Raw genomic sequence first — 24580 nt, 5'->3', positions numbered from 1 at the left:
GGAAGCGTGCTTGCCTCCCCCTTTTGTACTCTTTAACGAGTACGATAGCATAACACAATCGACACAATCAGTAACGACGTTGCCATTCTGCGTCGCTCATCAACTCCGGTTTATCGCCGAGGAAATAGCGATAGTACGCATCGTAAGCCAGCACGTTCTTCACATAACCACGCGTCTCTGAGAATGGAATGCTCTCGACAAACGCGACGGCATCAATGCGGCCAGCGCTATTGCCAAGCCAGGTGCGAACGCGTCCCGGACCGGCGTTATAGGCTGCTGACGCAAAGATGCGGTTATTGCCAAATTGCTGATACACGTACTGCAAATAGCTGGTTCCGATGTTGATGTTGGTATCAGGATCCAATAGCTGGCTCGGACTGCTGTAACCTGGAATCGAGAACATTTTCACCGTATGCGTCGCCGTACCCGGCATAATCTGCATCAGCCCGCTTGCGCCAACCGGTGATTTCACTTTCGGGTTCCAGGCGCTTTCCTGACGCGCTATCGCCATCGCATAGCTTGGCTGAATATCCTTGCCGCTGGTGTAACGGGTAAAAAGATCTTTATAGGCCAATGGGAAGCGCTCTTCCAGATGATCCCACAGCTTTCCGGCGATCGTCGCCTGAACGCTTAGATCCCACCAGTGATTGTTGAACGCGTAACGCGCCAACTGAGCCTGCTCGGACTTGGTACGGCTGGAGACCAGATTAGCCCATTCACTGCGCGCAGTATTATCCATGTTCCAGTACATTAGCTCGCGGACGCGTGCCATTTCCGAGCCCTGAGTCAGCGCAGAATCAACGTTCGCTGGTGCTTTATCCACTTTCAGCTCGTACTCTTCGCCCAGGCGCTGCGCCGCCACCATCGGATAGAAACCGCGCTGCTGCATGAGTTGGTGCAGGATCTCTTTGGCTTCCGCATCGCGTCCGCGCTCCAGCAGCAGATCCGCTTGCCAGTAGCGCCACTCATCTTTTTCTTTGGCTTCCATTGGCAGACGCGCCAGCCAGGTATTCAGGCCACGACGATCGCCGGTTCCCAGCGCCATGCGCACCCGGCGCTCCACAAGCGAGGTGGAGTTGGAGCGCATAATCGCATCATCACGCCATTTGGCCTGCTCGTCGGTAACGTCATTGCCCATCAGACGCCAGGCGACAATGTCGCGCAGCTCCTGGGTTTGCTCGTCATTCAACTGTTGCGCCTGCACCAGGGAAGGGATCATCAGGCGGGCATTCTCCACATCCTGACGCGCCACGCTGGCAAAGGCGACCGCCGCCATCTGTCGGGTGAAATCCGTTGCGCCGGTGGTGCGAGCAAAGGTCATTACCGAATTCGGATCGTTGGCCAGCGCGATGATCGCTGAAGCAATGGTTTGGTATTGCGCGGGCATCTGTCCGGCCAACGCCGTGACCAGTCCGGTATTCCCGGCTTTCATCGCCAGACGAATACGTTCCAGATACGCCAGCGGATCCTGAGTGCCTGAGGCACGCCATACGCCGAATAATTTGTCACAGGCGTTCGGCTGACTTTTTCCGCTCAGCCACAGTTCTTTCGCCCCCTGCCAGGCTTCTTCAGTTTGCCCGGTACTCCATTTCGCGAAGTAATAGTTACATTGCGCTTCGGTGGTGCCCGGTTTTTCCGGACTGAACGCCAGCAGCCCACGCCAGTCTTCGCGGCGCGCCAGTTCATTCACGAAACGAGATTGCAGAGTACGCGCCGGGGGCAGCGTCGGGTTGGCGCGCACAAAATTGGTGACGGTAATGGTGGGCTGATTCATCAGATCGTCAGTGATCTGGCGATATTCCAGATAAGGATACAGAGGATAGTTCTTCAGGCCAGGCATCATCTGCTCTACGACATCCATCTGTCGGTTATCCCAGGCCTGCTTAATTTGCGCATAGCGATTGCGCTGCTCATCCAGGGAATCCGCTCGCGCTACTTGACTGACCGTCAGCAGACATACGCTGGCAGCCAGCAGGCGCCAGGTAAATTGTTTGGCTTTGTCCACAAGCTCTTCCTCTTCTCATGTTACGTCTGTGCAGCATCATGCCGCTTAATTCATTCATGCTAACCAGACATTGCAGAATGCGCCACGTCACGGACACTTTTTTACTTTTGTTGCGAGTGGGATCTGCTGGCTGGGATTGGACAATGAAAAAGGCTACACTTCGCCTTTGATAACTATTTACCAATAATTAGCCCTAAATAATTCAAGTTGCAGCAAGGCGGCGAGGAAGTGAATCCCCTGAGCGTACAAAAGTACGTGACTGGGGTGAACGACACAGCCAACGCATCTGCGGCTTGAAGTATGACGGGATAAACATAGAGGCGAGTCCAACGTGGCCCAATTCGTTTATACCATGCATCGTGTCGGCAAGGTCGTTCCGCCGAAACGTCATATTCTTAAAAACATCTCACTGAGCTTCTTCCCTGGCGCCAAAATCGGTGTTCTCGGTCTGAACGGCGCGGGTAAATCTACCCTGCTGCGCATCATGGCTGGCATTGATACCGAAATTGAAGGTGAAGCTCGCCCGCAGCCAGGCATTAAAATCGGTTACCTGCCGCAGGAACCAAAACTGAACCCGGAACATACCGTTCGTGAATCCGTGGAAGAAGCGGTTGCCGAAGTGGTTAACGCGCTGAAAGGTCTGGATGAAGTGTACGCCAAGTACGCCGAACCGGACGCTGACTTCGATAAGCTGGCCGCGCAACAGGGCAAGTTTGAAGAGATCATTCAGGCGCACGACGGTCATAACCTGAACGTGCAGCTTGAGCGTGCCGCTGACGCTCTGCGTCTGCCGGACTGGGATGCCAAAATTGAAAATCTTTCCGGTGGTGAACGCCGCCGCGTCGCGCTGTGCCGCCTGCTGCTGGAAAAACCAGACATGCTGCTGCTCGACGAACCGACTAACCACCTGGACGCCGAATCCGTCGCGTGGCTGGAACGCTTCCTGCACGACTTCGAAGGTACCGTAGTGGCAATTACCCACGACCGTTACTTCCTCGACAACGTTGCCGGCTGGATCCTGGAGCTGGACCGTGGTGAAGGTATTCCGTGGGAAGGTAACTACTCTTCCTGGCTGGAGCAGAAAGATCAGCGTCTGGCCCAGGAAGCCTCTCAGGAAGCCGCTCGCCGTAAATCCATTGAGAAAGAGCTGGAGTGGGTTCGTCAGGGCGCGAAAGGCCGTCAGTCTAAGGGCAAAGCCCGTCTGGCACGCTTTGAAGAACTGAACAACACTGAATACCAGAAACGTAACGAAACCAACGAACTGTTTATCCCACCTGGACCACGTCTCGGCGATAAAGTCGTTGAAGTCACTAATCTGCGTAAATCTTACGGCGATCGCGTGCTGATCGACGATCTGAGCTTCTCGGTACCGAAAGGCGCTATCGTCGGCATCATCGGTCCGAACGGTGCGGGTAAATCAACCCTGTTCCGTATGATGTCCGGCCAGGAACAGCCTGACAGCGGTACCATCACGCTGGGTGAAACCGTCAAACTGGCCTCCGTTGACCAGTTCCGTGACGCCATGGACAACAGCAAAACCGTGTGGGAAGAAGTGTCCGGCGGGCTGGATATCATGAAGATCGGCAACACCGAAATGCCAAGCCGTGCCTACGTGGGCCGCTTCAACTTCAAAGGTGTGGATCAGGGTAAACGTGTCGGCGAGCTGTCCGGCGGTGAGCGTGGTCGTCTGCACCTGGCGAAGCTGCTGCAGGTTGGCGGCAACATGCTGCTGCTCGATGAACCAACCAACGACCTGGATATCGAAACCCTGCGCGCGCTGGAAAACGCCCTGCTGGAGTTCCCGGGTTGCGCGATGGTTATCTCGCACGACCGTTGGTTCCTTGACCGTATCGCGACCCACATCCTGGATTATCAGGATGAGGGTAAGGTTGAGTTCTTCGAAGGTAACTTTACCGAATACGAAGAGTACAAGAAACGCACGCTGGGCGCCGATGCGCTGGAGCCGAAGCGTATTAAGTACAAGCGTATTTCTAAGTAATTAGCGTTAAGTGCCGGATGGCGGCCTCATGCCACATCCGGCCTACGAGGTTAGTGCGACTTGTAGGCCGGATAAGCGCAGCGCATCCGGCATTAAAACCTACCTCTGCTCGCCCATCAACTCTTTCACCAGCTCCACGCAGCGCAGGAAGCGGCCGTCGTAGTCAGGCTCCTGAACGTGCACAAAATTGATATTGTTTTCCTGCAACATCTCGACCAGCAGCGTCTGAAACGCTTTTCTGTCAACCGAACTTCCAAGGCTGCGCAAGCCATCCGCTACCCACGGGGTGTTGTTTTCCAGCAGGATAACCAGGTCGAAGCGATACTCGTCAATCAGCGCTTGCACAAACGGGTGTTCACGCCCTTCATACTTTTTGCAGAAAGCCTGAGTGGTCACGAAATCGGTGTCGATGAACGCCACTTTATTGGCGTACTTAACAGCAAAATCAATGTATTGCGCTTGTCCCAGTGCGATTTTATCGTAATCAGAATACTGTAACGCCATCTCATCGCCGCCCAAATGGGAGAAGACGTAATCACGCCCATATTCCCACGCACTGGTGGTGTTAAAGATGTTGGCGAGCTTGTTCACCAGCGTCGATTTACCGCTCGACTCCCCGCCGAGGATCGCCACGGTGCGCACGAAAAATGGCTTCACTTCGGTCGGAATATACTCCCAGTAGCGAAACGGGTTTTCACGGATTTGCCCGCCGCTGATGCTCATAAACGTCCGCTTGGGATCCACCAGCACGGTTTCGATCCCCAGATGTTCGAGATACTGCGGGGCATCTGATTCTTCAGAGGTGTAAATCCAGTTTGGCTGGATCCCTTTCTCCTGCATAAACGTTTTGATCCCGTTGCTCCACACGTCCCAACCGTGTGGATACGGCTCCATGCCCTCTTCGTTGAAGGCATGAATACGGATATTTTTCTGATACTTAAAGGTTTGCAGCAGCCAGCGTAGACGATCGGGCACCGTAGGCTGTTGCGACATGGCACTGTCTTCAAACAGACTGCGATCGCGCGTGTCGTCATAGCCCATGATGATATGCAGTTCATCAACCTGACTACAGGCGCGCTGGATAAGGTAGATATGGCCGGTATGCAGCGGATAAAACTTACCAAATACCACACCGATATTTTTCTGCTGGCGCGGAAACTCCAGTCCGAGAAAACGGTGCAACGCCTCCAGCTTTTGCGCGCTGGGGCTTTTAATTTTGGCATTCAGAAGCTGGCTTAGATATCCCTTGGTCATGCCACTGGCATCTGCCACCTGTTGCAGGGTACAACCCTTTTTCTTAATGGCGGTTTTCAGATAATCAAATGACACAAGAGCCTCCTGCTGGAAAAATCGCGTAACACTGCCTGATGGCGCATCGCTTATCAGGCCTACAAATTCAGTACGTACGGGTATTTGATTATAGGTCGTCAAACACGCTTAACGCATCCGCAAGCTTCTTAACGCCAAAGACCTGCATCCCTTCCGGTACTTTTTTCGGTACGTTAGCGGCAGGAACAATCGCCCGGCGAAAACCGTGTTTCGCCGCTTCCGAAATACGCTCCTGCCCGCTGGGTACCGGACGGATTTCGCCTGCCAACCCCACTTCGCCAAAGACCACTACGTCCTGTGGCAGTGGCCTGTCGCGCAAGCTGGAGACCATTGCCAGCAGCAACGCCAGGTCGGCGCTGGTTTCGGTGACTTTTACGCCGCCGACTACGTTAACGAACACGTCCTGATCCGCCATCTGCAAGCCACCGTGACGATGCAGCACCGCCAGTAGAATCGCCAGACGGTTCTGTTCCAGACCGACCGCCACGCGACGCGGGTTCGCCATCATTGAGTGATCGACCAGCGCCTGAATCTCGACCAGCAGCGGGCGCGTGCCTTCCCAGACTACCATCACCGAACTACCGGAAGTGACTTCATCGCCACGGCTTAAGAAAATAGCAGAAGGGTTGCTAACTTCGCGCAGACCCTGTTCCGTCATGGCAAAGACGCCCAGCTCATTCACCGCGCCAAAGCGGTTTTTATGGCTACGCAGTGTACGGAAGCGGGAATCGGCGTCGCCGTCGAGCAACACCGAGCAGTCAATACAGTGCTCCAGTACCTTCGGCCCGGCCAGCGAGCCATCTTTGGTGACGTGGCCGACCATCACAATCGCCACGCCGCGCGTTTTAGCAAAGCGCGTCAGGTAAGCAGCGGTTTCACGCACCTGCGCCACGCTGCCCGGCGAAGACTGAATATCCGCCATGTGCATCACCTGAATGGAGTCGATCACCATCAGCTTCGGCTGTTCTTCTTCAGCAATCAGGCAAATTTGTTCGATACTGGTTTCCGACAGCATGTTCAGGTTCGCCGTCGGCAGGCCAAGCCGATGCGCGCGCATCGCCACCTGTTGCAGCGACTCTTCGCCGGTGACGTACAGGGTTTTCATCTGCTCGGCGAGCCTGCACAGCGTTTGCAACAGCAGCGTTGATTTGCCCGCGCCAGGGTTACCGCCAATCAGTATGGCGCTGCCGGGCACCACACCACCGCCGAGCACGCGGTCAAACTCTTTAAATCCGGTAGAAAAACGCGGCAGTTCCTCAAGGCTGATGTCAGAGAGCTTCTGCACTTTTGCAACGCCCGCATTTCCGGCGTAGCCGCTGAGTCGCTCGTTGCGCGCCACCGTTGGCGATGCGGCAAGGCGCACCTCGGTAATGGTATTCCAGGCCTGACAGGCGCTGCATTGCCCCTGCCAGCGCGGGTAATCGGCCCCGCATTCATTACAAACAAAGGCGCGTTTAGGAGCTTTTGCCACGTTTTACCTCATTATTTCTGATTCATACTGCCAGAGAGAATGCAGAACACGCCCATCAGGTCAGCGTGACGGATAGTAATCTCCGTCTTTTCATTCACTTTGGGTTTCGCATGATACGCAATCCCCAGCCCGGCCGTTTTGATCATCGGCAGATCGTTGGCACCGTCGCCGATCGCCACCGTCTGCGCCATCGGGATCTCATATTCTTGCGCCAGGCGGGTCAGAGTACTGGCTTTGTACTGAGCATCGACGATATCGCCGATCACGTTGCCAGTAAATTTACCGTCCATGATCTCCAGCTCATTCGCCACAGCTGCCGTCAGGCGCAGCTTGTTGCGCAGATAATCGGCAAAGAAAGTAAACCCGCCGGAAGCGATAGCCACTTTCCAGCCAAGCGTTTCCAGTTTTAACACCAACTGAGTCAGGCCTGGCATTAGCGGCAATGTTTCGCGCACCTGGTGCAGAATATTGGCATCAGCGCCCTTCAGCGTCGCCACGCGGCTGCGCAGGCTGGCGGTAAAGTCCAGCTCGCCGCGCATTGCGCGTTCGGTGACTTCGGCAACCATCTCGCCGGTTCCGGCCAGTTTAGCAATTTCATCAATGCATTCGATCTGGATAGCCGTTGAATCCATGTCCATCACCAGTAAACCCGGCGTGCGCAGATGCGGAATTTTACCCAGCGGCGCAACATCCAGTTTGGCGTCATGCGCCAGTTTTGCCGCACGCGGCGTTAACGAGCCCGCCAGACGAATTACCTGATAATCCTCAACGCACCACGCCGCCACGATCACCATCGCCGCGCCCAGTTTACTCTGGTATTGCGTTAACCGTTGTTTATCCAGCCCACGACCGTACAGCAGCCAGCCACTGCGGCCCGCGTGGTAATCCAGCGGCATCACTTCATCACCGCTTAAAGAGAGGGGCAGACCTGGCCACAGAGAGACATCTTCAGGTAGATCGCACCAGGTAATGTTAGGCATTAAAGCTCCTGTAAAATCGTTCGGGTCGGAATCATCAGGGGAAAATAACGCATGAGGCTACCCTGTAACCAGCGCTTCTGGCAACATTAAGTCTCAAATTTTCAGCAGGTGGAATATGGCTCGCACAAAACTGAAATTCCGACTTCATCGTGCAGTGATTGTATTGTCCTGCCTTGCGCTGCTCGTCGCGCTGATGCAGGGGGCTTCCTGGTTTAGTCAAAGCCACCAGCAGCAGCGTAATCCGCAGCTCGAAGAGCTGGCCCGCACGCTGGCCCGTCAGGTCGCGCTGAACGTCGCCCCGCTGATGCGTACCGAAACGCCGGATGAAAAGCGTATTAAGGCTGTGCTCACACAGTTGACGGAGAGTAGCCGTATTCTGGACGCAGGCGTGTACGACGAACAGGGAGACCTGATTACGCGCACCGGTGAGAGCGTCAATGTTCGTGATCGTCTGGCGCTCGACGGCAAAAAAGCCGGGGGCTATTTTAACCAGCAGATCGTCGAACCCATTCAGGGAAAAAATGGTCCGCTGGGCTATCTGCGCCTGACGCTGGATACCCACACTCTTGCCACTGAAGCCAAGCAGGTGGATAACACCACCAACATCTTACGCCTGATGCTGCTACTGTCACTGGCAATCGGTGTAGTGCTGACCCGTACCTTATTGCAAGGTAAGCGTACCCGCTGGCAGCAATCTCCTTTCCTTCTCACTGCCAACAAACCGGTGCAGGAAGAAGACAACGAGAAGATAGAGTAAAGCTGTAAAAACTGTAAAACAGAAGGGAAATCAACCATGACAACACTACGCCTGCTTATCTCAGACTCTTACGATCCGTGGTTTAACCTTGCGGTCGAAGAGTGCATTTTTCGCCAGATGCCCGCCACGCAGCGCGTTCTGTTCTTGTGGCGTAACGCCGATACGGTGGTAATTGGCCGGGCGCAAAACCCGTGGAAAGAGTGTAATACACGCCGCATGGAAGAAGACAACGTGCGGCTCGCCAGGCGCAGCAGCGGTGGCGGCGCGGTGTTCCATGACTTAGGCAATACCTGCTTTACCTTTATGGCTGGTAAACCGGAATACGACAAAACCATCTCCACCGCGATCGTCCTCAATGCGCTGAATTCGCTGGGCGTAGAAGCTGATGCCTCCGGGCGTAACGATCTGGTGGTGAAAACCCCGGACGGCGATCGCAAAGTTTCCGGCTCTGCTTATCGGGAAACGAAAGATCGCGGATTCCACCACGGCACGCTGCTGTTGAATGCCGATCTCAGCCGCCTGGCAAACTATCTCAATCCCGATAAAAAGAAACTTGCCGCCAAAGGCATCACTTCGGTTCGCTCGCGCGTAGCGAATTTGACCGAGCTGTTACCGGGCATCACTCATCAACAGGTCTGTCAGGCCATCACGGAAGCCTTTTTTGCCCACTACGGCGAACGCGTAGAAGCCGAGATCATCTCCCCAGACAAAGCGCCGGATCTGCCGAACTTCGCCGAAACCTTTGCCCGCCAGAGCAGTTGGGAGTGGAATTTTGGTCAGGCGCCTGCTTTTTCACATTTACTGGACGAACGTTTCACCTGGGGCGGCGTAGAGCTTCATTTTGACGTCGAAAAAGGCGTGATTACCCGCACCCAAGTCTACACCGATAGCCTCAATCCTGCGCCGCTGGAAGTACTGGCAGAACGACTACAGGGCTGCCAGTATCGCGCCGATATTTTACAGCAGACTTGTGAAGCGCTGCTTGCGGAGTATCCAGATCAGGAAAGCGAGTTGCGTGAGCTGGCTGCTTGGGTAGCGAAGGCCGTGCGCTAAGCGATTAGTGGCGAATTACCGGATGGCGGCTGCGCCTTATCCGGCCGACAAGACCGCTCCCGTAGGCCTGATAAGCGAAGCGCCATCAGGCATTAATAGCGGCATTCCCGTAGGCCCGGTAAGCGCAGCGCCTCCGGGCCACAACAAAACTTACTCTTTATCGCCCAGCAGAACGGATTCCAGCGCGATTTTGATCATGTCGTTGAAGGTCGTCTGACGCTCAGCGGCAGTGGTCTGCTCGTGGGTACGGATATGGTCGGATACGGTGCAGATGGTCAGCGCTTTCGCACCGAATTCCGCCGCCACGCCGTAGATACCCGCCGCTTCCATTTCCACGCCCAGAACGCCGTATTTTTCCATCACGTCGAACATTTCACCGTCCGGAGAGTAGAACAGGTCAGCGGAGAACAGGTTGCCCACACGAGCGTCTACACCCAGCGCTTTTGCCGCATCAACTGCGTTACGCACCATGTCGAAGTCAGCGATAGCTGCAAAGTCATGATCTTTAAAACGGATACGGTTAACTTTGGAGTCGGTGCAAGCGCCCATACCGATAACCACGTCACGCAGTTTAACGTCCATACGCACAGCGCCGCAGGAGCCTACGCGAATGATTTTCTTCACGCCGAAGTCGGTGATCAGCTCTTTGGTGTAGATGGAGCAGGACGGGATACCCATACCGTGGCCCATTACGGAAATCTTACGGCCTTTGTAAGTACCGGTGAAGCCTAACATGCCGCGAACGTTGTTCACTTCACGAACATCTTCGAGGAAAGTTTCAGCAATATGCTTTGCACGCAGCGGGTCGCCCGGCATCAATACGACGTCAGCGAAATCACCCATTTCTGCATTAATATGTGGAGTTGCCATCTTCAGTTCCTTTTATATTGTTGTTTTTGCCGAGTGGCGGCTGCGCCTTACCCGGCCTACAAAACCGTAGGCCCGGTAAGCGAAGCGCCACCGGGCAATTGCATCAGAGCATATTTTTACCGTAGTCCATCGGCGACGTACCAAAGTAGCTCGCCAGCGTCTGACCGATATCCGCGAAGGTTTCACGGTGACCTAAAGAACCAGGTTTCACTTTCGGGCCGTAAACCAGTACCGGAATGTGTTCACGGGTATGGTCAGTGCCGGTCCAGCTTGGGTCGCAGCCGTGGTCAGCGGTCAGGATCAGAATGTCATCTTCACCCACCAGCTCCATCAGCTCAGGCAGACGGCGGTCGAACAGTTCCAGGCCCGCAGCATAACCGGCGATATCGCGACGATGTCCCCAGGAAGAGTCGAAATCAACGAAGTTGGTGAAGACGATGGTCTTATCACCGGCTTCTTTCATCTCTTTGATGGTGGCGTCAAACAGCGCGTCCAGACCGGTGGCTTTCACTTTTTTGGTGATACCGCAGTTAGCGTAGATATCCGCGATTTTACCGACGGAAACCACGTGACCATCTTTTTCGTCGACCAGTTTCTGCAGCACGGTCGGTGCTGGCGGCTCAACGGCCAGGTCGTGGCGGTTACCGGTACGCTGGAAGTTACCGGCTTTATCACCGATAAACGGACGGGCGATAACACGACCGATGTTGTAACCACCTTCGGTCAGCTCTTCACGGGCGATTTCGCACAGCTCATAGAGCTTATCCAGGCCAAAAGTCTCTTCGTGGCAGGCAATCTGGAACACGGAGTCAGCGGAGGTATAGAAAATCGGCTTGCCGGTTTTCATATGCTCTTCACCCAGTTGATCCAGGATCACGGTACCGGAAGAGTGGCAGTTGCCGAGGTAGCCCGGCAGGTTGGCACGTTTTACCAGTTTATCCAGCAGTTCTTGCGGGAAGCTGTTTTCATGATCGGAGAAATATCCCCAGTCAAACAGAACCGGAACACCCGCGATTTCCCAGTGGCCAGACGGCGTGTCTTTCCCGGAAGAAAGTTCATGCGCCCATGCGTAGGCACCAATCACTTCCGCGTTGCCGTCCATGCCAGCAGCAATTTTACCAGTAGAACCTTCGTGAGCTTTCACCAGGCCCAGACGGGTCAGGTTAGGCAGATTCAGTGGTCCTTTGCGACCATTGTCAGCTTCACCTTTCGCACAGGCTTCTGCAATGTGTCCCATAGTGTCTGAACCTACGTCGCCAAAGCGATCCGCATCTTCAGTCGCACCAATACCAAAGGAGTCCAGCACCATAATAAATGCACGTTTCATCTTGTTCTCCATACATCTGCGCCGCAAAAAAGCGATCAGATCAGTATACAGTTATTCGGTAATACGACGATAGACTGTCGGTGTAATTTCTGGCGCTTTATCGTCAAGGCTAATTGCCGCTTTGACCGCTTTCGCCGCTTCCTGCCAGCTGGCTTCGTCTTTGGCGTGGATCACCGCCAGTGGGCGCTGTCCGTCTACGCTGTCGCCCAGACGCGCCATATCGCTAAAGCCAACGCTGTAATCAATGGTGTCCGATGCCTGACGACGACCGCCCCCCATGGAAACAACCGCCATTCCCAGCGCACGGGTATCCATCGCGCTGACAAAGCCTTCGGTATCAGCATATACCGCTTTGCTGAGCATTGCCGTCGGCAGGTACTTCGCATAATTTTCTACGAAATCGGTCGGGCCTTTTTGCGCCGCCACCATGCGACCAAAAATCTCTGCTGCTTTGCCGTTATCCAGCACCGTCTGCAATTTCGCACGGGCTTCGGCGTCATCTTTCGCCAGGTTGCCGGAGATCAGCATTTCCACGCACAGCGCCATGGTGACGTCTAACAGACGTGGATTGCGGTATTCACCGGTCAGGAACTGCACCGCTTCGCGGACTTCGACCGCGTTACCTGCGCTGGAGGCCAACACCTGGTTCATATCAGTTAACAGCGCGGTGGTACGTACACCCGCACCGTTTGCCACGCCGACAATCGCTTCAGCAAGGGCTTCAGAAAGCTCGTAGGTCGGCATAAAGGCACCGCTGCCCACTTTCACATCCATCACCAGCGCATCCAGCCCTTCCGCCAGTTTTTTCGCCAGAATGGAACCGGTAATCAGCGGGATGGAATCCACCGTCGCGGTAATATCGCGGGTGGCATAAAAACGTTTATCCGCCGGTGCGAGCGAGCTGGTTTGCCCAATAATCGCCACACCCACGTCTTTAATAATTTCACGGAAACGCGCGTCGTCCGGGAAGATGTCAAATCCAGGAATCGCTTCCAGTTTATCGAGCGTACCGCCGGTATGCCCCAGGCCACGCCCGGAGATCATCGGAATATAGCCGCCGCACGCAGCAACCATCGGGCCTAACATCAGTGACGTTACGTCACCTACGCCGCCGGTAGAGTGTTTATCCACAATCGGGCCGTTCAACTGCAGGCTTTTCCAGTCCAGCACGGTTCCTGAATCACGCATTGCCATGGTCAGCGAAACACGCTCAGGCATTGTCATATCGTGGAAAAAAATGGTCATCGCCAGGGCGGCGATTTGCCCTTCAGAGATGGTATTGTCGCGAATGCCATTGATAAAAAAACGAATTTCTTCATCGCTCAGCGCATGACCATCACGTTTTTTACGAATAATTTCTTGTGCGAGAAACACGGTAACCCCCAGGGGAAAAGAGTAGAAGGCCGTTGTAAGCCGGGTAAGCAACGCGCCACCCGGCAGTCGTCTTAATGCCGGATGGCGGCTGCGCCTTATCCGGCCTACGGGCTTAGTAGCTGCTTGCGCTCTTGCCGTCGCCGTGACCCAGCGCTTTCAGCAAGCTAGCCAGCAGGCTGGATGCGCCAAAACGGTAGTGACGAGAATCAGCCCAGTCAGCGCCAAACAGTTCATCGGCAATCGCCAGGAACTGCTGTGCATCTTCTGCAGTACGCACGCCGCCAGCCGGTTTGAAACCTACAGTTTTAGAAACACCCATGTCACGGATCACTTCCATCATGATGCGTGCGCTTTCCGGCGTCGCATTGACCGGCACTTTACCGGTAGACGTTTTGATGAAATCAGCACCGGCTTTGATGGAGATTTCAGACGCTTTGCGAATCAGTGCTTCTTCTTTCAGCTCACCGGTTTCGATGATCACTTTCAGCAGCACGTTTGCCGCCGCACACGCGTCTTTGCAAGCTTTAACCAGATCAAAACCAATCTGCTCGTTACCGGCGATCAGCGCACGGTACGGGAACACCACGTCAACTTCATCGGCACCGTAGGCGATCGCCGCGCGGGTTTCCGCCAGCGCAATCTCGATGTCGTCGTTGCCGTGCGGGAAGTTGGTGACGGTTGCAATGCGGATGTCCGGCGTACCCTGCTCTTTCAGAGTCTTACGCGCAATAGGGATGAAACGCGGATAGATACAGATTGCGGCAGTGTTGCCAACCGGGGTCTTCGCCTGATGACACAGCGCGATCACTTTTTCATTGGTGTCGTCGTCATTCAGGGTGGTCAGGTCCATCAGTTTCAGTGCACGCAGGCTGCTTGCTGTTAAATCGGTCATAACATTCTCCAACGGCATCGCCGTATAAAATTTCACCTTGCGAGTTTGTTAGTATTCTAACATCCGCTCGCTATTACACTTCGATATACATCACAGTTAATGAAAACCACATACAGATTTGCATTACTCTAATGAGATCTACTTCAAATAAATTACCTTTTCTAAAGGGATGCGGTGGCATCAGGCGCATCCGGATCAAAGGTTGTGGCGGCGTTGCTTTCTACAATGGCGTTACACCTTCGGGACAAAAAGGAATCAACGATGCCCACTTCAAGCGAACTCGCGCTGCAACAGCGTTGCCAACAAATCGTGACCAGCCCGGTGCTCAGCCCTGAGCAGAAACGCCACTTTCTGGCGCTGGAAGCTGAAAACGCGCTGCCTTATCCGCAACTACCTGCACAGGCACGTCAGGCGCTGGATGATAGGGTAATCTGCGATATGTACGAAGGTCATGCCCCGTTCAAACCGCGCTACGTTTTACCCGATTACGCGCGTTTTCTGGCCAATGGTTCATCGTGGCTGGAGCTGGAAGGCGCCAGCGATCTTGATGATGCGTTATCCTTACTCACCATCCTGTACCACCACGTTCCGTCAGTGACGTCGATGCCGGTTTATCTCGGCCAGCTCGATGCGCTGCTGCAACCGTATGTTAGAATTCTAACACAAGAAGAGATCGATATTCGAATAAAACGTTTCTGGCGTTATCTCGACAGAACCCTGCCAGACGCGTTTATGCATGCCAATATCGGCCCCGCCGATACTCCAGTTACCCGTGCAATTTTACGCGCAGATGCAGAGTTAAAGCAGGTTTCACCTAATCTGACATTCATTTATGACCCGCAAATCACACCTGACGATCTGCTGCTCAGCGTGGCGAAAAATATCTGCGAGTGCAGTAAGCCACATATTTCCAATGGCCCTGAAAATGATAAAATTTTCACAAAAGGTCAGTATGGCGTCGTCAGCTGTTACAACTCTTTGCCGCTCGCCGGGGGTGGTAGCACGCTGGTCAGGCTTAATCTGAAAGCCATCGCAGAGCGCAGCGCCTCTGTCGATGACTTCTTTACGCGCACTCTACCGCACTATTGCCAACAGCAAATCGCCATCATTGATTCACGATGTGAATTCCTCTATGAAAAATCACATTTCTTTGAGAATAGCTTCCTCGTGCAGGAAAGGTTGATTGATCCCGAACGTTTTGTGCCTATGTTCGGCATGTATGGCCTGGCGGAGGCGGTGAATCTACTGTGCAATAAGGCGGGACAAAATGCGCGCTACGGAAAAGATGAGTTCGCCAATCAGCTTGGCTATCGCATCAGCGCCCAATTGGCGGAGTTTGTCGAAAGCACCCCGGTGAAATATGGCTGGAAGCAGCGCGCGATGCTGCATGCACAGTCGGGGATCAGTTCTGACATCGGCACCACACCGGGTGCACGCCTGCCTTACGGCGATGAACCAGACCCGATCACTCATCTGCAAACCGTCGCGCCACATCACGCGTTTTATCACGCCGGGATCAGCGACATTCTCACGCTGGATGAAACCATCAAGCGCAATCCTCAGGCGCTGGTGCAGCTGTGCCTCGGCGCATTTAAAGCCGGGATGCGTGAGTTTACCGCCAACGTGAGCGGCAACGATCTGGTTCGCGTTACGGGTTACATGGTGCGTCTGTCGGATCTGGAAAAATATCGCGCCGAAGGTTCTCGCACCAACACCACCTGGCTTGGCGAAGAAGCCGCGCGTAATACGCGCATTCTGGAACGACAACCTCGCGTGATTAGCCATGAACAGCAGATGCGCTTCGGTAAGTAAGATTATCCCTTTCTCCTGCGTCGACGGGCCGGGCAGTCGCCTGGCTCTGTTTCTGCAGGGATGTAATCTGCGCTGTAAAAATTGCCACAATCCGTGGACGATGGGACGCTGCAACGACTGCGGGGAGTGTGTGCTGCATTGCCCGCATGAGGCGCTGAGCCTGAGCGCGGGGAAAGTGTGGTGGCAGTCCGATTTGTGTCAGCAGTGTGACACCTGCCTTCATATGTGCCCCCAGCAGGCCACGCCGATGGCGCAGACCATGAGTGTTGATGAGGTGCTGCAACATATTCGCAAGGCAGCACTGTTTATTGAGGGAATTACGGTCAGCGGCGGCGAAGCGACAACCCAGCTACCGTTTATTGTGGCGCTGTTTCGTGCGATCAAAACCGATCCGCAACTGCAACACCTGACCTGTATGGTCGACAGCAATGGCATTCTGAGCGAAACCGGCTGGCAGAAGCTGCTGCCGGTGTGCGACGGCGTAATGCTGGATTTAAAAGCCTGGGACAGCACATGTCATCGTCAGTTGACCGGTCGCGATAACACGCTGATTAAACAAAGCATTACCTTTCTGTCCGGGCAAGGGAAACTTGCGGAACTGCGCCTGCTGGTTATCCCTGGCCAGGTGGATTATCTACAGCATATTGATGCGCTGGCGGCGTTTATCAGAGGTTCAGGTGACGTGCCGGTACGGCTGAATGCCTTTCATGCGCACGGGGTGTATGGCGAAGCGAAGGACTGGCCGAGCGCCACGCCGGAGGATGTGGAACACCTGGCGCAAAGATTGCGCGAACGCGGGGTGGATAATTTGATTTTCCCGGCGCTGTACCTGTGATGGCCGGATGCGATGCAATAGCGCCGCATCCGGAATTCAAAAATCAAACAACGCCGTGGTATTACGATACAGCGCGTCAGCGATCTCGTCCGCAGGTTCCGGGCGCAGTTCGCATAAGACGTCAAAGACTCTGGCTACCTGCTCCGGGCGATTAGGCTGCCCCTGAAAGCCGTTGAGCGGCATATCCGGCGCGTCGGTTTCCAGCAACAGCGACTCCAGCGGCAGCTGCGCCATTACTTCGCGGGTTTTACTGGCGCGCGGATAGGTAATGGTGCCGCCCACGCCAATTTTGTATCCCAGTTGCACAAAGCGTTCGGCCTGCTGCACGCTCCCGGAAAACCCATGCACCACGCCTGTTCGTGGCAAAGCATGGCGTTTAAGGTACATCGCCAGCTTGTCATGCGTGCGTCGCGAATGCAGGATCACCGGCAGTTCGTACCGCTTCGCCAGCTTAAGTTGCGCTTCCAGCACCCGCTCTTGCTTGTCGAATTGCGGAACGTCGCGATACAGATCCAATCCAATCTCACCTACCGCCACCAGCTTTTGTGGGCGCTTATCCAGCACCTGTTGCAACTGGTCCAGGCAGTCATCACTATGTTGTTCAATAACAATGGGATGTAGACCAAGCGCGGCAAATAATGGAGGATAATTTTCCGCTAACGCCAGTACACGGGAAAAATTCGCCGCCTGGGTGGCCGGAACGATAATGCTCTGTACACCAACCTCCGCCGCGCGCTGAATGCTGACAGGTTCATCGCCGGTAAACGGCGGGAAATCAAAGTGACAGTGCGTATCGATAAAACGATAACTCACGCCAAATCCTCATTATTAAACGTTGTATCGTTGGCCTGAGGCGCATTGGCCACCACCGGCGCGTGGGCATCGTTGGCCACCGGCGCGGGAGGAACCACCACCGGTCCCGGCACCACAATCTTCGGCGTCTGACGAGACAGCGGCACGTTTTTCCCCAGCAGTTTGCCGACGGTAGCGAGGAAGTAACGACCGCACAGGCGTCCGGTTTTGTAGTCTTCCCGCAAGGCCGGAATACGGCTTCCCAACGCCATGCTATGGAGCGGTTTGGGAGGGTAGATCTCAAAGATACGCAGCTTGCCCGGCGGTTTCTCAATAAAGCTCTGAATCGCGCGATAGGTGGCTTCATGGTGCTGCACCAGATTCAACAGTGGTTGCAGGCTGCTTTCGCCCAGCCAGCGTTCCATACGCTTGAACCACTGCGGGGTGTAATACATTTGCGAAGGCACAGTGCGGATAACCACCAGCGTTTTCGCCCCCTGCTTCGCCGCTTCCTGCACGGGAATGGCGTCGCTGACGCCCCCATCCAGGTAATTCACGCCGTCCAGCACAACCCCTGTGCGGTAGAACCCGGGAATCGCGCTGGAGGCACGAATAAGATCGAGCCAGTTTTGCCGGTTCGGCGAAAAATAGCCCGGCGTGTAGTCATCACCCCGACAGGCGCACATATAAAACGCTTTCCCCGCGGCAAACAAGCGCTCAGCGTTGTCCATCGCCAGCGGCATTTGGGACGAGGTCGAATCCACCAGCCAGTCGAGATCGATTAAGTTTCCCCCGCGCACAAAGCGCACCGGGTCAAAAAACTCACGTCGGGTAGTGTAACGCATGATGACTTTACGACCGTAACCGGGCTGGTTACAGAGATAAGCTGAAAGGTTTTGCGCACCAGCGGACGTCCCGTAGAAGAGATCAAAGGGATTGAACTGCGCGCGCATGAATTCATCCAGTACGCCTGCGGTGAAGATGCCTCTTTGTCCCCCGCCCTCGCACACCAGCGCCATACTGCCTGGTTGAAACGGACGTAACGATAACGGCGCGATATTACCGAGCGTGACGGGTATTCTCTGCCCCACCTCTGCCTTCCTGTTGTTTTTGTAATAGGACAACAAAGTAACGCAAATTGCCTGCAGCTAAAACCGTAAAAGCCAGTCCGCTGGACTGGCTCAGTAGCAAGTTATCTTTACGGTTTACGTACTAGGGTCGTTTACGCCCGGTGAACAGGCTGACCAGAAACAGAATGATACCCACCACAAAAACAATTTTCGCTGCGCCTGCAGCGGTACCCGCCAGTCCACCAAAACCCAGTGCAGCGGCAATTAACGCGATAACCAGAAATATGATGCCCCATCGAAACATATGCTTCTCCTTTACCATAGTTAATTTCACCGCTTGATATGAGCGCTCAGGCTACCCATCGGCGATATTTTCAGTGTGGTGCACAATACGCCTCCCGACAAACGTCAGGAGGGCGAATTAAGTCTAATTAGTGAGTTTTGAGATCGTTTTTGACGCTTTTCACGCCATCAATCGCTTTGGCGATGCTCTCAGCGCGATCGCTTTGAGCTTGTGAATCGACAGAGCCTGAAAGTTGCACAACGCCATCGGTGGTCTCAACTTTCACCTTGCGTGAAGGGACAATATCATCGGCCAGCAGCTTGGCTTTTACTTCACTGGTGATTGCCGTATCGCCCGCATAGCCTTTAACGGAGGTTTCTTTACTATCACGCACGTGCAGTTTGTCGCTAACGGAGGTCACACCCTCAACGCCTTTCGCCACTTTCACCGCTTCTTCAGCCTGCGCCTGGCTTTCAACAAAGCCGCTTAGCGTTACTACTTTCTGATCGGTCTTGACGGAAATATCGGTGCTCTTAATGCTATCGTGGTCCACCAGCGCGGCTTTTACTTTCGCGGTGATGGTGCTGTCATCCATGAAATTACCGACTTTGTTCATAGAGCTATCGACTTTCTGCCCCGCACTTTCGACGCCGGATTGCGCTTTATCCGTCGTGGCGTTTTCTGCATAAGCAGAACCCGTTGCAACAGCGGAGGTCAGCATCACGGCCAGCAGCGTTTTAGAAATCTTAAGTCCTGTCATTGTCATCGATGTATTCCTGTATGTTTTGCTAAAAGCCAGGCTCTGCCGTTACACGGCCTGAACCAGCAACTAATTTTGTAAGTGGAATAAATATCAGCAATAGAAGCTGCAACAGGCAGCCTAAAAAGCATTTAACGCCGATATTTATGTCATCACATTGTTAAATATAGTTCAGGATTTCGTGATCGCTGCCCGAGTTGACTAAAAAACAGGCAAACAAAAGAAAAACGCGAGGTTTTAAGAACATTCCGCAAGGGATTTAAAAGACAGGAAAAGTTGCAGGGCACGGCGGATACCGTGCCCTGGAAGGTCGATTAGTGTTCGCGTGTTTTACGGAACTGAACGTCCGGGTAACGTTCCTGGGTGAGATTCAGGTTAACCATGGTTGGCGCGATATAGGTGAGGTTATCGCCGCCATCCAGCGCCAGCTGAATTTCGTTCTTACGCTTAAATTCTTCGAATTTCTTCACGTCAGAACATTCTACCCAGCGCGCAGTCGCCACGTTGACGGATTCATAAATCGCTTCAACGTTGTACTCACTCTTCAGACGTGAAACCACCACGTCAAACTGCAGCACACCCACCGCACCGACGATCAGATCGTTGTTGGCGATCGGACGGAATACCTGCACTGCACCCTCTTCTGACAGCTGAACCAGCCCTTTCAGCAGCTGTTTCTGCTTCAATGGATCCTTCAGGCGAATACGACGGAACAGCTCCGGCGCGAAGTTCGGAATACCGGTGAACTTCATCATTTCGCCCTGGGTAAAGGTATCGCCGATCTGGATAGTGCCGTGGTTATGCAGGCCGAGAATATCGCCCGGATACGCTTCTTCCACATGAGAACGGTCACCGGCCATAAAGGTGAGTGCGTCGGAGATCACCACGTCTTTACCAATGCGCACCTGGCGCATTTTCATGCCTTTCTCATACTTGCCGGATACCACACGCATGAACGCCACACGGTCACGGTGTTTCGGGTCCATGTTGGCCTGAATTTTAAACACGAAACCGGTGAACTTCTCTTCTGAGGCTTCGACGACGCGGGTGTCGGTTTTACGCGGCATCGGCGCAGGCGCCCACTCCACTAAGCCATCCAGCATATGGTCAACGCCGAAGTTACCCAACGCGGTACCGAAGAAGACCGGGGTGATTTCGCCCGCAAGGAACAACTCATGGTCGAACTCGTTGGACGCGCCCTGCACCAGCTCCAGCTCGTCGCGCAGCTGCTGCGCCAGGTCTTCACCCACGGCAGTATCAAGTTCCGGGTTGTTAAGACCTTTAACAACACGCACTTCCTGAATGGTGTGGCCTTTACCGGTCTGATACAGGTAAGTTTCATCTTTATAAAGGTGATAGACACCTTTGAACAACTTACCGCAGCCAATCGGCCAGGTGATCGGCGCACAGCCGATTTTCAGTTCGTTCTCAACTTCATCCAGCAACTCCATCGGATCGCGGATGTCACGGTCGAGTTTGTTCATAAAGGTCAGGATCGGCGTATCGCGCAGACGGGTAACTTCCATCAGCTTACGGGTACGATCTTCAACGCCTTTTGCAGCATCGATAACCATCAGGCAACAGTCCACCGCCGTCAGAGTACGATAGGTATCTTCGGAGAAGTCTTCGTGCCCCGGGGTGTCCAGCAGGTTCACCAGGCAGTCATGATACGGAAACTGCATCACAGAGGTGGTAATGGAGATACCACGTTGCTTTTCCATTTCCATCCAGTCAGATTTTGCATGCTGGCTGGAGCCACGGCCTTTTACCGTACCGGCGGTCTGAATGGCCTGTCCGAATAACAGTACCTTTTCAGTAATTGTCGTTTTACCGGCATCCGGGTGAGAAATAATGGCAAAAGTGCGGCGTTTGGCCACCTCTTGCAAATAAGGAGACAACGTCATAGTCAAATCTTCTTAGGTAAGCACGGCAACGGGCCGGGCAAGTTGAATACGAAAAATTGCGGCTATTTTACCCATCAACGGGGGGGAGGCAATCAGTGTTTACACAGGAGCTGCTCCAGTTCGCTTAATGACGCTACGGTCCAGGTCGGCTGAATGCCCGCTGGCTGCTCGCGGTGGTGCGTATTTAGCCAGCAGGTGGATAGCCCGGCGTTAATGCCGCCAAGAATATCGGACTCTGCGGTGTCACCCACCATTAGCACGCGAGAACGGTCAGGATTGCCCGCCTGCTCCAGCGCATGGTCAAAAATACGGGAATCAGGTTTTGCCACCCCAACCTGCTCAGAAATCACCAGCAGGTCGAAATAATCGCGCAGCCCCGTCCGCTCAAGGCGGATTTGCTGCAACGCGGTAAAGCCGTTAGTAATGATGCCGATTTTCGCTTTATCACGAATCGCATTGAGCAGAGAAACCGCCCCCGGCAACGGCGAGCAGATCTCCGCCATCGCATTGATGAATGCATCATTAAGCTGGCCCGGTTCAACCTTCAGGCGTTCGGCCCAGCTCTGAAAACGGGCATGCTGCAGTTGTAATGAGGTAATCGCGCCGTTTTGGTAATCCACCCACAGCGGTTTATTCACGGCCTGGTAGTCCTGAAAATCTTCAGCGGTAAAGGTAATGCTATAGTCGAGAAACATCCGCTGTAAGCCGGTAAACGAGTCAAATGTAAACAGCGTTTCGTCGGCATCAAAGAAAATCCAGTCCCACTTCTTCATCATTACACCTTGTCTTACATGCTGATTGGCAACGCCATGATGATGGCGTCTTCGTGACCATCGGCCGTTGGATAGTAATTGCGACGGATTGTCGCCTCGTTAAAGCCTAAGCTTTCGTACAGCGCGATAGCGGCCGCATTCGAGGCGCGCACTTCAAGCCACAGCGTCAAAATGCCACGCTTTTCCAGCTCATCGATCAAATGCTCCAACAGCTCACGCCCCAGCCCACGGCGCTGAAAGTCAGGATCGACGGCAATATTGAACAGCGTAGCTTCATCCAGCACGACCTGCGTAATCGCAAAAGCCGCCATCACGTCATCAACCCTCAACTGAAAATTGAGGTAGCGATCGCCCTGGTTGCTGGCAAATGTTTTTTCACTCCACGGAAAAGCGTGGGCGCGTTTTTCAATATGAAATGCTGCGGGTAAATCAGTCGGTTCGAGGGAAGAAATCGTGTTCATATGCGCAGATTTGTTGCCATAACGCGGCGCGTGCCGCTGGGTTTTCCCGTAATTCATTAAACGCAGGACTCTCGACCTGAGCGCCCTCCAGCAGCAGCGGCTCTTCGGTTCCTAGCCGCCAGCTATTACAGCGACTGCCTTGCGGCAGCATGGCGACACGGTCAGGCGTCAGTTGTAAAACCTGATCCGGGCTGACGGTTAATGCGCGTAAAATATCGCTCATCAATGGTTCGGTTAGCGCGGGTAACTGTGCAGCAACCATCACCAAACGGACATGCGCAGGAATGGAAATCGCGATCTCGCCCTGCAGTGCGCCAGGACGACGCAACGACCACTGCGTAATGCCCAGTTGCTGTAACTGCCAGTCTCGTCGGGATGTCATAGCGAAACACTCCTGTCTATCAGGGGCGCAAATATAGCAAATTTGTCGAATCCGTGCCATCAAACAACTATAATCCCCCGCTGTACAATTTAAGGAGCATTCCATGTCTGCTTTTACCCCGGCAAGTGAAGTCTTGCTGCGCCACAGTGATGATTTCGAACAAAGCCGTATTCTGTTTGCCGGTGATTTGCAGGATGACCTGCCTGCCCATTTTGAAAGCGCCGCCAGCCGAGCGCACACTCAGCAACTTCACCACTGGCAGGTGCTTAACCGCCAGATGGGCGACAACGTTCGCTTCAGCCTCATCGCGCAGGCCGATGACGTTGCCGATAGCGATACGCTGATCTACTACTGGCCGAAGAATAAGCCGGAAGCCCAGTTCCAGTTGATGAACATTCTGTCGCTGTTACCGGTTGGCACCGATATTTTTGTTGTCGGTGAGAATCGCAGCGGCGTACGTAGCGCAGAGCAGATGCTGGCCGAATACGCACCGTTAAACAAAGTCGACAGCGCACGTCGCTGTGGCCTGTACCACGGTCGTCTGGAAAAACAGCCGGTCTTTGATGCAGAAAAATACTGGGATGAATACCAGACAGAAAATCTGACCATCAAAACGCTGCCGGGCGTCTTCAGCCGTGACGGCCTGGATGTTGGCAGCCAACTGCTGCTCTCCACGCTGACGCCGCACACCAAAGGCAAAGTGCTGGATGTCGGCTGTGGCGCAGGCGTTCTCTCCGTCGCCTTGGCCAGCCACTCGCCGAAAGTGCGCTTAACCCTGTGCGATGTTAGCGCCGCCGCCGTTGAAGCAAGCCGCGCAACGCTTGCAGCCAATGGCATTGAAGGTGACGTCATCGCCAGTAACGTCTTTTCTGACGTAACGGGCCGATTTGATATGATCATCTCCAACCCACCGTTCCACGACGGAATGCAGACCAGCCTTGATGCCGCGCAAACGCTGATTCGCGGCGCCGTGCGTCATCTGAACAGTGGCGGTGAACTGCGTATCGTGGCAAACGCCTTCCTGCCTTATCCGAAGGTTCTGGATGAAGTGTTTGGCTTCCACGAAGTTATCGCGCAGACCGGGCGCTTCAAGGTCTATCGCACCATCATGACGCGCCAGGCGAAAAAAGCCTAACCGCTGTAGGCCAGATAAGGCGTTTACGCCGCCATCTGGCGTGACACCGAGCAACGCCGGATGGCGCTATCGCTTATCCGGCCTGCATAAAACGCCAAAGCCGAAGAAACGCCTTTTTTTTCGGCAATCACGTTAAGTTCGATAATTAACAGTTGACGCCCTGCATAAAATCTCTAGAATTCGCCTCCGTGGTAACGATACTTTTTGAGTGTCGATGGTATGCGAAGGTGGCGGAATTGGTAGACGCGCTAGCTTCAGGTGTTAGTGTCCTTTCGGACGTGGGGGTTCAAGTCCCCCCCCTCGCACCATAATCCAC

General features: G+C 54.2%; 22 protein-coding genes and 1 tRNA gene. 7 read left to right on the top strand and 16 right to left on the bottom strand.

Features of this window, described 5'->3' with window-relative positions; genetic code table 11:
• Positions 1 to 67: 67 nt before the first annotated feature.
• The gene (gene sltY, locus WC1_RS20670) at positions 68 to 2005 is read right to left on the bottom strand and encodes a murein transglycosylase (protein ID WP_016149518.1); all 1938 of its coding nucleotides are present in this window, start codon (positions 2003 to 2005) and stop codon (positions 68 to 70) included.
• Positions 2006 to 2336: 331 nt separating this feature from the next.
• Here sltY and ettA point away from each other — a divergent pair, with 331 nt between their 5' ends.
• Positions 2337 to 4004 (top strand): energy-dependent translational throttle protein EttA, encoded by a 1668-nt coding sequence (gene ettA / locus WC1_RS20675; protein ID WP_003845630.1) that lies wholly within the window; start codon positions 2337 to 2339, stop codon positions 4002 to 4004.
• Between the two features lie 99 nt (positions 4005 to 4103).
• Here ettA and nadR read toward each other — a convergent pair whose 3' ends face one another.
• The 3 genes from nadR to serB form a co-directional block, all read right to left on the bottom strand.
• A complete protein-coding gene (gene nadR / locus WC1_RS20680; RefSeq protein ID WP_003019021.1) occupies positions 4104 to 5333 on the bottom strand; it encodes a multifunctional transcriptional regulator/nicotinamide-nucleotide adenylyltransferase/ribosylnicotinamide kinase NadR in 1230 nt (409 codons plus the stop codon).
• Between the two features lie 88 nt (positions 5334 to 5421).
• The gene (gene radA / locus WC1_RS20685; protein WP_016149517.1) at positions 5422 to 6804 is read right to left on the bottom strand and encodes a DNA repair protein RadA; all 1383 of its coding nucleotides are present in this window, start codon (positions 6802 to 6804) and stop codon (positions 5422 to 5424) included.
• An 11-nt stretch (positions 6805 to 6815) separates the two neighbouring features.
• Positions 6816 to 7784 carry a phosphoserine phosphatase gene (serB, locus tag WC1_RS20690; protein ID WP_003019027.1) on the bottom strand — a complete coding sequence of 323 codons (969 nt, stop codon included), beginning with the start codon at positions 7782 to 7784 and terminating at the stop codon, positions 6816 to 6818.
• Positions 7785 to 7899: 115 nt separating this feature from the next.
• Here serB and WC1_RS20695 point away from each other — a divergent pair, with 115 nt between their 5' ends.
• On the top strand, positions 7900 to 8541 hold the full coding sequence (locus WC1_RS20695) for a YtjB family periplasmic protein (protein ID WP_003019032.1): 642 nt from the start codon (positions 7900 to 7902) through the stop codon (positions 8539 to 8541).
• Between the two features lie 36 nt (positions 8542 to 8577).
• Complete coding sequence (gene lplA, locus WC1_RS20700) at positions 8578 to 9594, top strand: lipoate--protein ligase (RefSeq protein ID WP_003019035.1); 1017 nt, start codon at positions 8578 to 8580, stop codon at positions 9592 to 9594.
• A 150-nt stretch (positions 9595 to 9744) separates the two neighbouring features.
• Here lplA and deoD read toward each other — a convergent pair whose 3' ends face one another.
• The 4 genes from deoD to deoC all read right to left on the bottom strand — a co-directional run bounded on the left by deoD (position 9745) and on the right by deoC (position 14057).
• Complete coding sequence (gene deoD / locus WC1_RS20705) at positions 9745 to 10464, bottom strand: purine-nucleoside phosphorylase (protein ID WP_000224864.1); 720 nt, start codon at positions 10462 to 10464, stop codon at positions 9745 to 9747.
• 103 nt (positions 10465 to 10567) lie between these two features.
• Positions 10568 to 11791: a phosphopentomutase gene (gene deoB, locus WC1_RS20710; protein ID WP_003019037.1), complete on the bottom strand. Its 1224-nt coding sequence runs from the start codon at positions 11789 to 11791 to the stop codon at positions 10568 to 10570.
• A 51-nt stretch (positions 11792 to 11842) separates the two neighbouring features.
• Positions 11843 to 13165 (bottom strand): thymidine phosphorylase, encoded by a 1323-nt coding sequence (gene deoA / locus WC1_RS20715; RefSeq protein WP_003845626.1) that lies wholly within the window; start codon positions 13163 to 13165, stop codon positions 11843 to 11845.
• Between the two features lie 112 nt (positions 13166 to 13277).
• Complete coding sequence (gene deoC, locus WC1_RS20720) at positions 13278 to 14057, bottom strand: deoxyribose-phosphate aldolase (RefSeq protein ID WP_003019042.1); 780 nt, start codon at positions 14055 to 14057, stop codon at positions 13278 to 13280.
• A gap of 261 nt (positions 14058 to 14318) precedes the next feature.
• Between deoC and WC1_RS20725 the strand changes: the two genes are divergently transcribed.
• Complete coding sequence (locus tag WC1_RS20725) at positions 14319 to 15869, top strand: YjjI family glycine radical enzyme (RefSeq protein WP_016149516.1); 1551 nt, start codon at positions 14319 to 14321, stop codon at positions 15867 to 15869.
• Positions 15841 to 16704 (top strand): YjjW family glycine radical enzyme activase, encoded by an 864-nt coding sequence (locus WC1_RS20730; protein WP_016149515.1) that lies wholly within the window; start codon positions 15841 to 15843, stop codon positions 16702 to 16704. Before WC1_RS20725 ends, WC1_RS20730 begins: the two co-directional genes overlap by 29 nt.
• 36 nt (positions 16705 to 16740) lie before the next feature.
• Here WC1_RS20730 and WC1_RS20735 read toward each other — a convergent pair whose 3' ends face one another.
• The 8 genes from WC1_RS20735 to holD form a co-directional block, all read right to left on the bottom strand.
• Positions 16741 to 17517 (bottom strand): metal-dependent hydrolase, encoded by a 777-nt coding sequence (locus WC1_RS20735; protein ID WP_016149514.1) that lies wholly within the window; start codon positions 17515 to 17517, stop codon positions 16741 to 16743.
• On the bottom strand, positions 17514 to 18587 hold the full coding sequence (locus tag WC1_RS20740) for a patatin-like phospholipase family protein (protein WP_016149513.1): 1074 nt from the start codon (positions 18585 to 18587) through the stop codon (positions 17514 to 17516). The genes WC1_RS20735 and WC1_RS20740 overlap by 4 nt, the downstream gene beginning before the upstream one ends.
• Before the next feature lie 121 nt (positions 18588 to 18708).
• The gene (locus tag WC1_RS23220) at positions 18709 to 18870 is read right to left on the bottom strand and encodes a DUF1328 domain-containing protein (RefSeq protein ID WP_003019081.1); all 162 of its coding nucleotides are present in this window, start codon (positions 18868 to 18870) and stop codon (positions 18709 to 18711) included.
• 127 nt (positions 18871 to 18997) lie between these two features.
• Positions 18998 to 19615 carry a molecular chaperone OsmY gene (gene osmY / locus WC1_RS20745; RefSeq protein ID WP_003837258.1) on the bottom strand — a complete coding sequence of 206 codons (618 nt, stop codon included), beginning with the start codon at positions 19613 to 19615 and terminating at the stop codon, positions 18998 to 19000.
• Between the two features lie 308 nt (positions 19616 to 19923).
• Positions 19924 to 21513, bottom strand: a complete 1590-nt coding sequence (gene prfC / locus WC1_RS20750; RefSeq protein WP_003019086.1) for a peptide chain release factor 3 — start codon at positions 21511 to 21513, stop codon at positions 19924 to 19926.
• A 92-nt stretch (positions 21514 to 21605) separates the two neighbouring features.
• Positions 21606 to 22286, bottom strand: a complete 681-nt coding sequence (gene yjjG, locus WC1_RS20755) for a pyrimidine 5'-nucleotidase (protein WP_003019088.1) — start codon at positions 22284 to 22286, stop codon at positions 21606 to 21608.
• A 14-nt stretch (positions 22287 to 22300) separates the two neighbouring features.
• Positions 22301 to 22747 carry a ribosomal protein S18-alanine N-acetyltransferase gene (gene rimI / locus WC1_RS20760; protein WP_003019092.1) on the bottom strand — a complete coding sequence of 149 codons (447 nt, stop codon included), beginning with the start codon at positions 22745 to 22747 and terminating at the stop codon, positions 22301 to 22303.
• On the bottom strand, positions 22716 to 23129 hold the full coding sequence (gene holD, locus WC1_RS20765) for a DNA polymerase III subunit psi (protein ID WP_003837254.1): 414 nt from the start codon (positions 23127 to 23129) through the stop codon (positions 22716 to 22718). The genes rimI and holD overlap by 32 nt, the downstream gene beginning before the upstream one ends.
• A 103-nt stretch (positions 23130 to 23232) precedes the next feature.
• Between holD and rsmC the strand changes: the two genes are divergently transcribed.
• Positions 23233 to 24264, top strand: coding sequence for a 16S rRNA (guanine(1207)-N(2))-methyltransferase RsmC (gene rsmC / locus WC1_RS20770; RefSeq protein ID WP_003837251.1), 1032 nt, complete (start codon positions 23233 to 23235; stop codon positions 24262 to 24264).
• Positions 24265 to 24485: 221 nt separating this feature from the next.
• Positions 24486 to 24572: transfer RNA gene (locus WC1_RS20775), tRNA-Leu, on the top strand.
• The last annotated feature ends 8 nt before the right edge of the window (positions 24573 to 24580 follow it).

It is taken from the genome of Citrobacter sp. KTE30 (assembly GCF_000398825.1).
Lineage (GTDB): Bacteria > Pseudomonadota > Gammaproteobacteria > Enterobacterales > Enterobacteriaceae > Citrobacter > Citrobacter freundii.
This window is presented reverse-complemented; position numbering and strand designations above follow the sequence as displayed.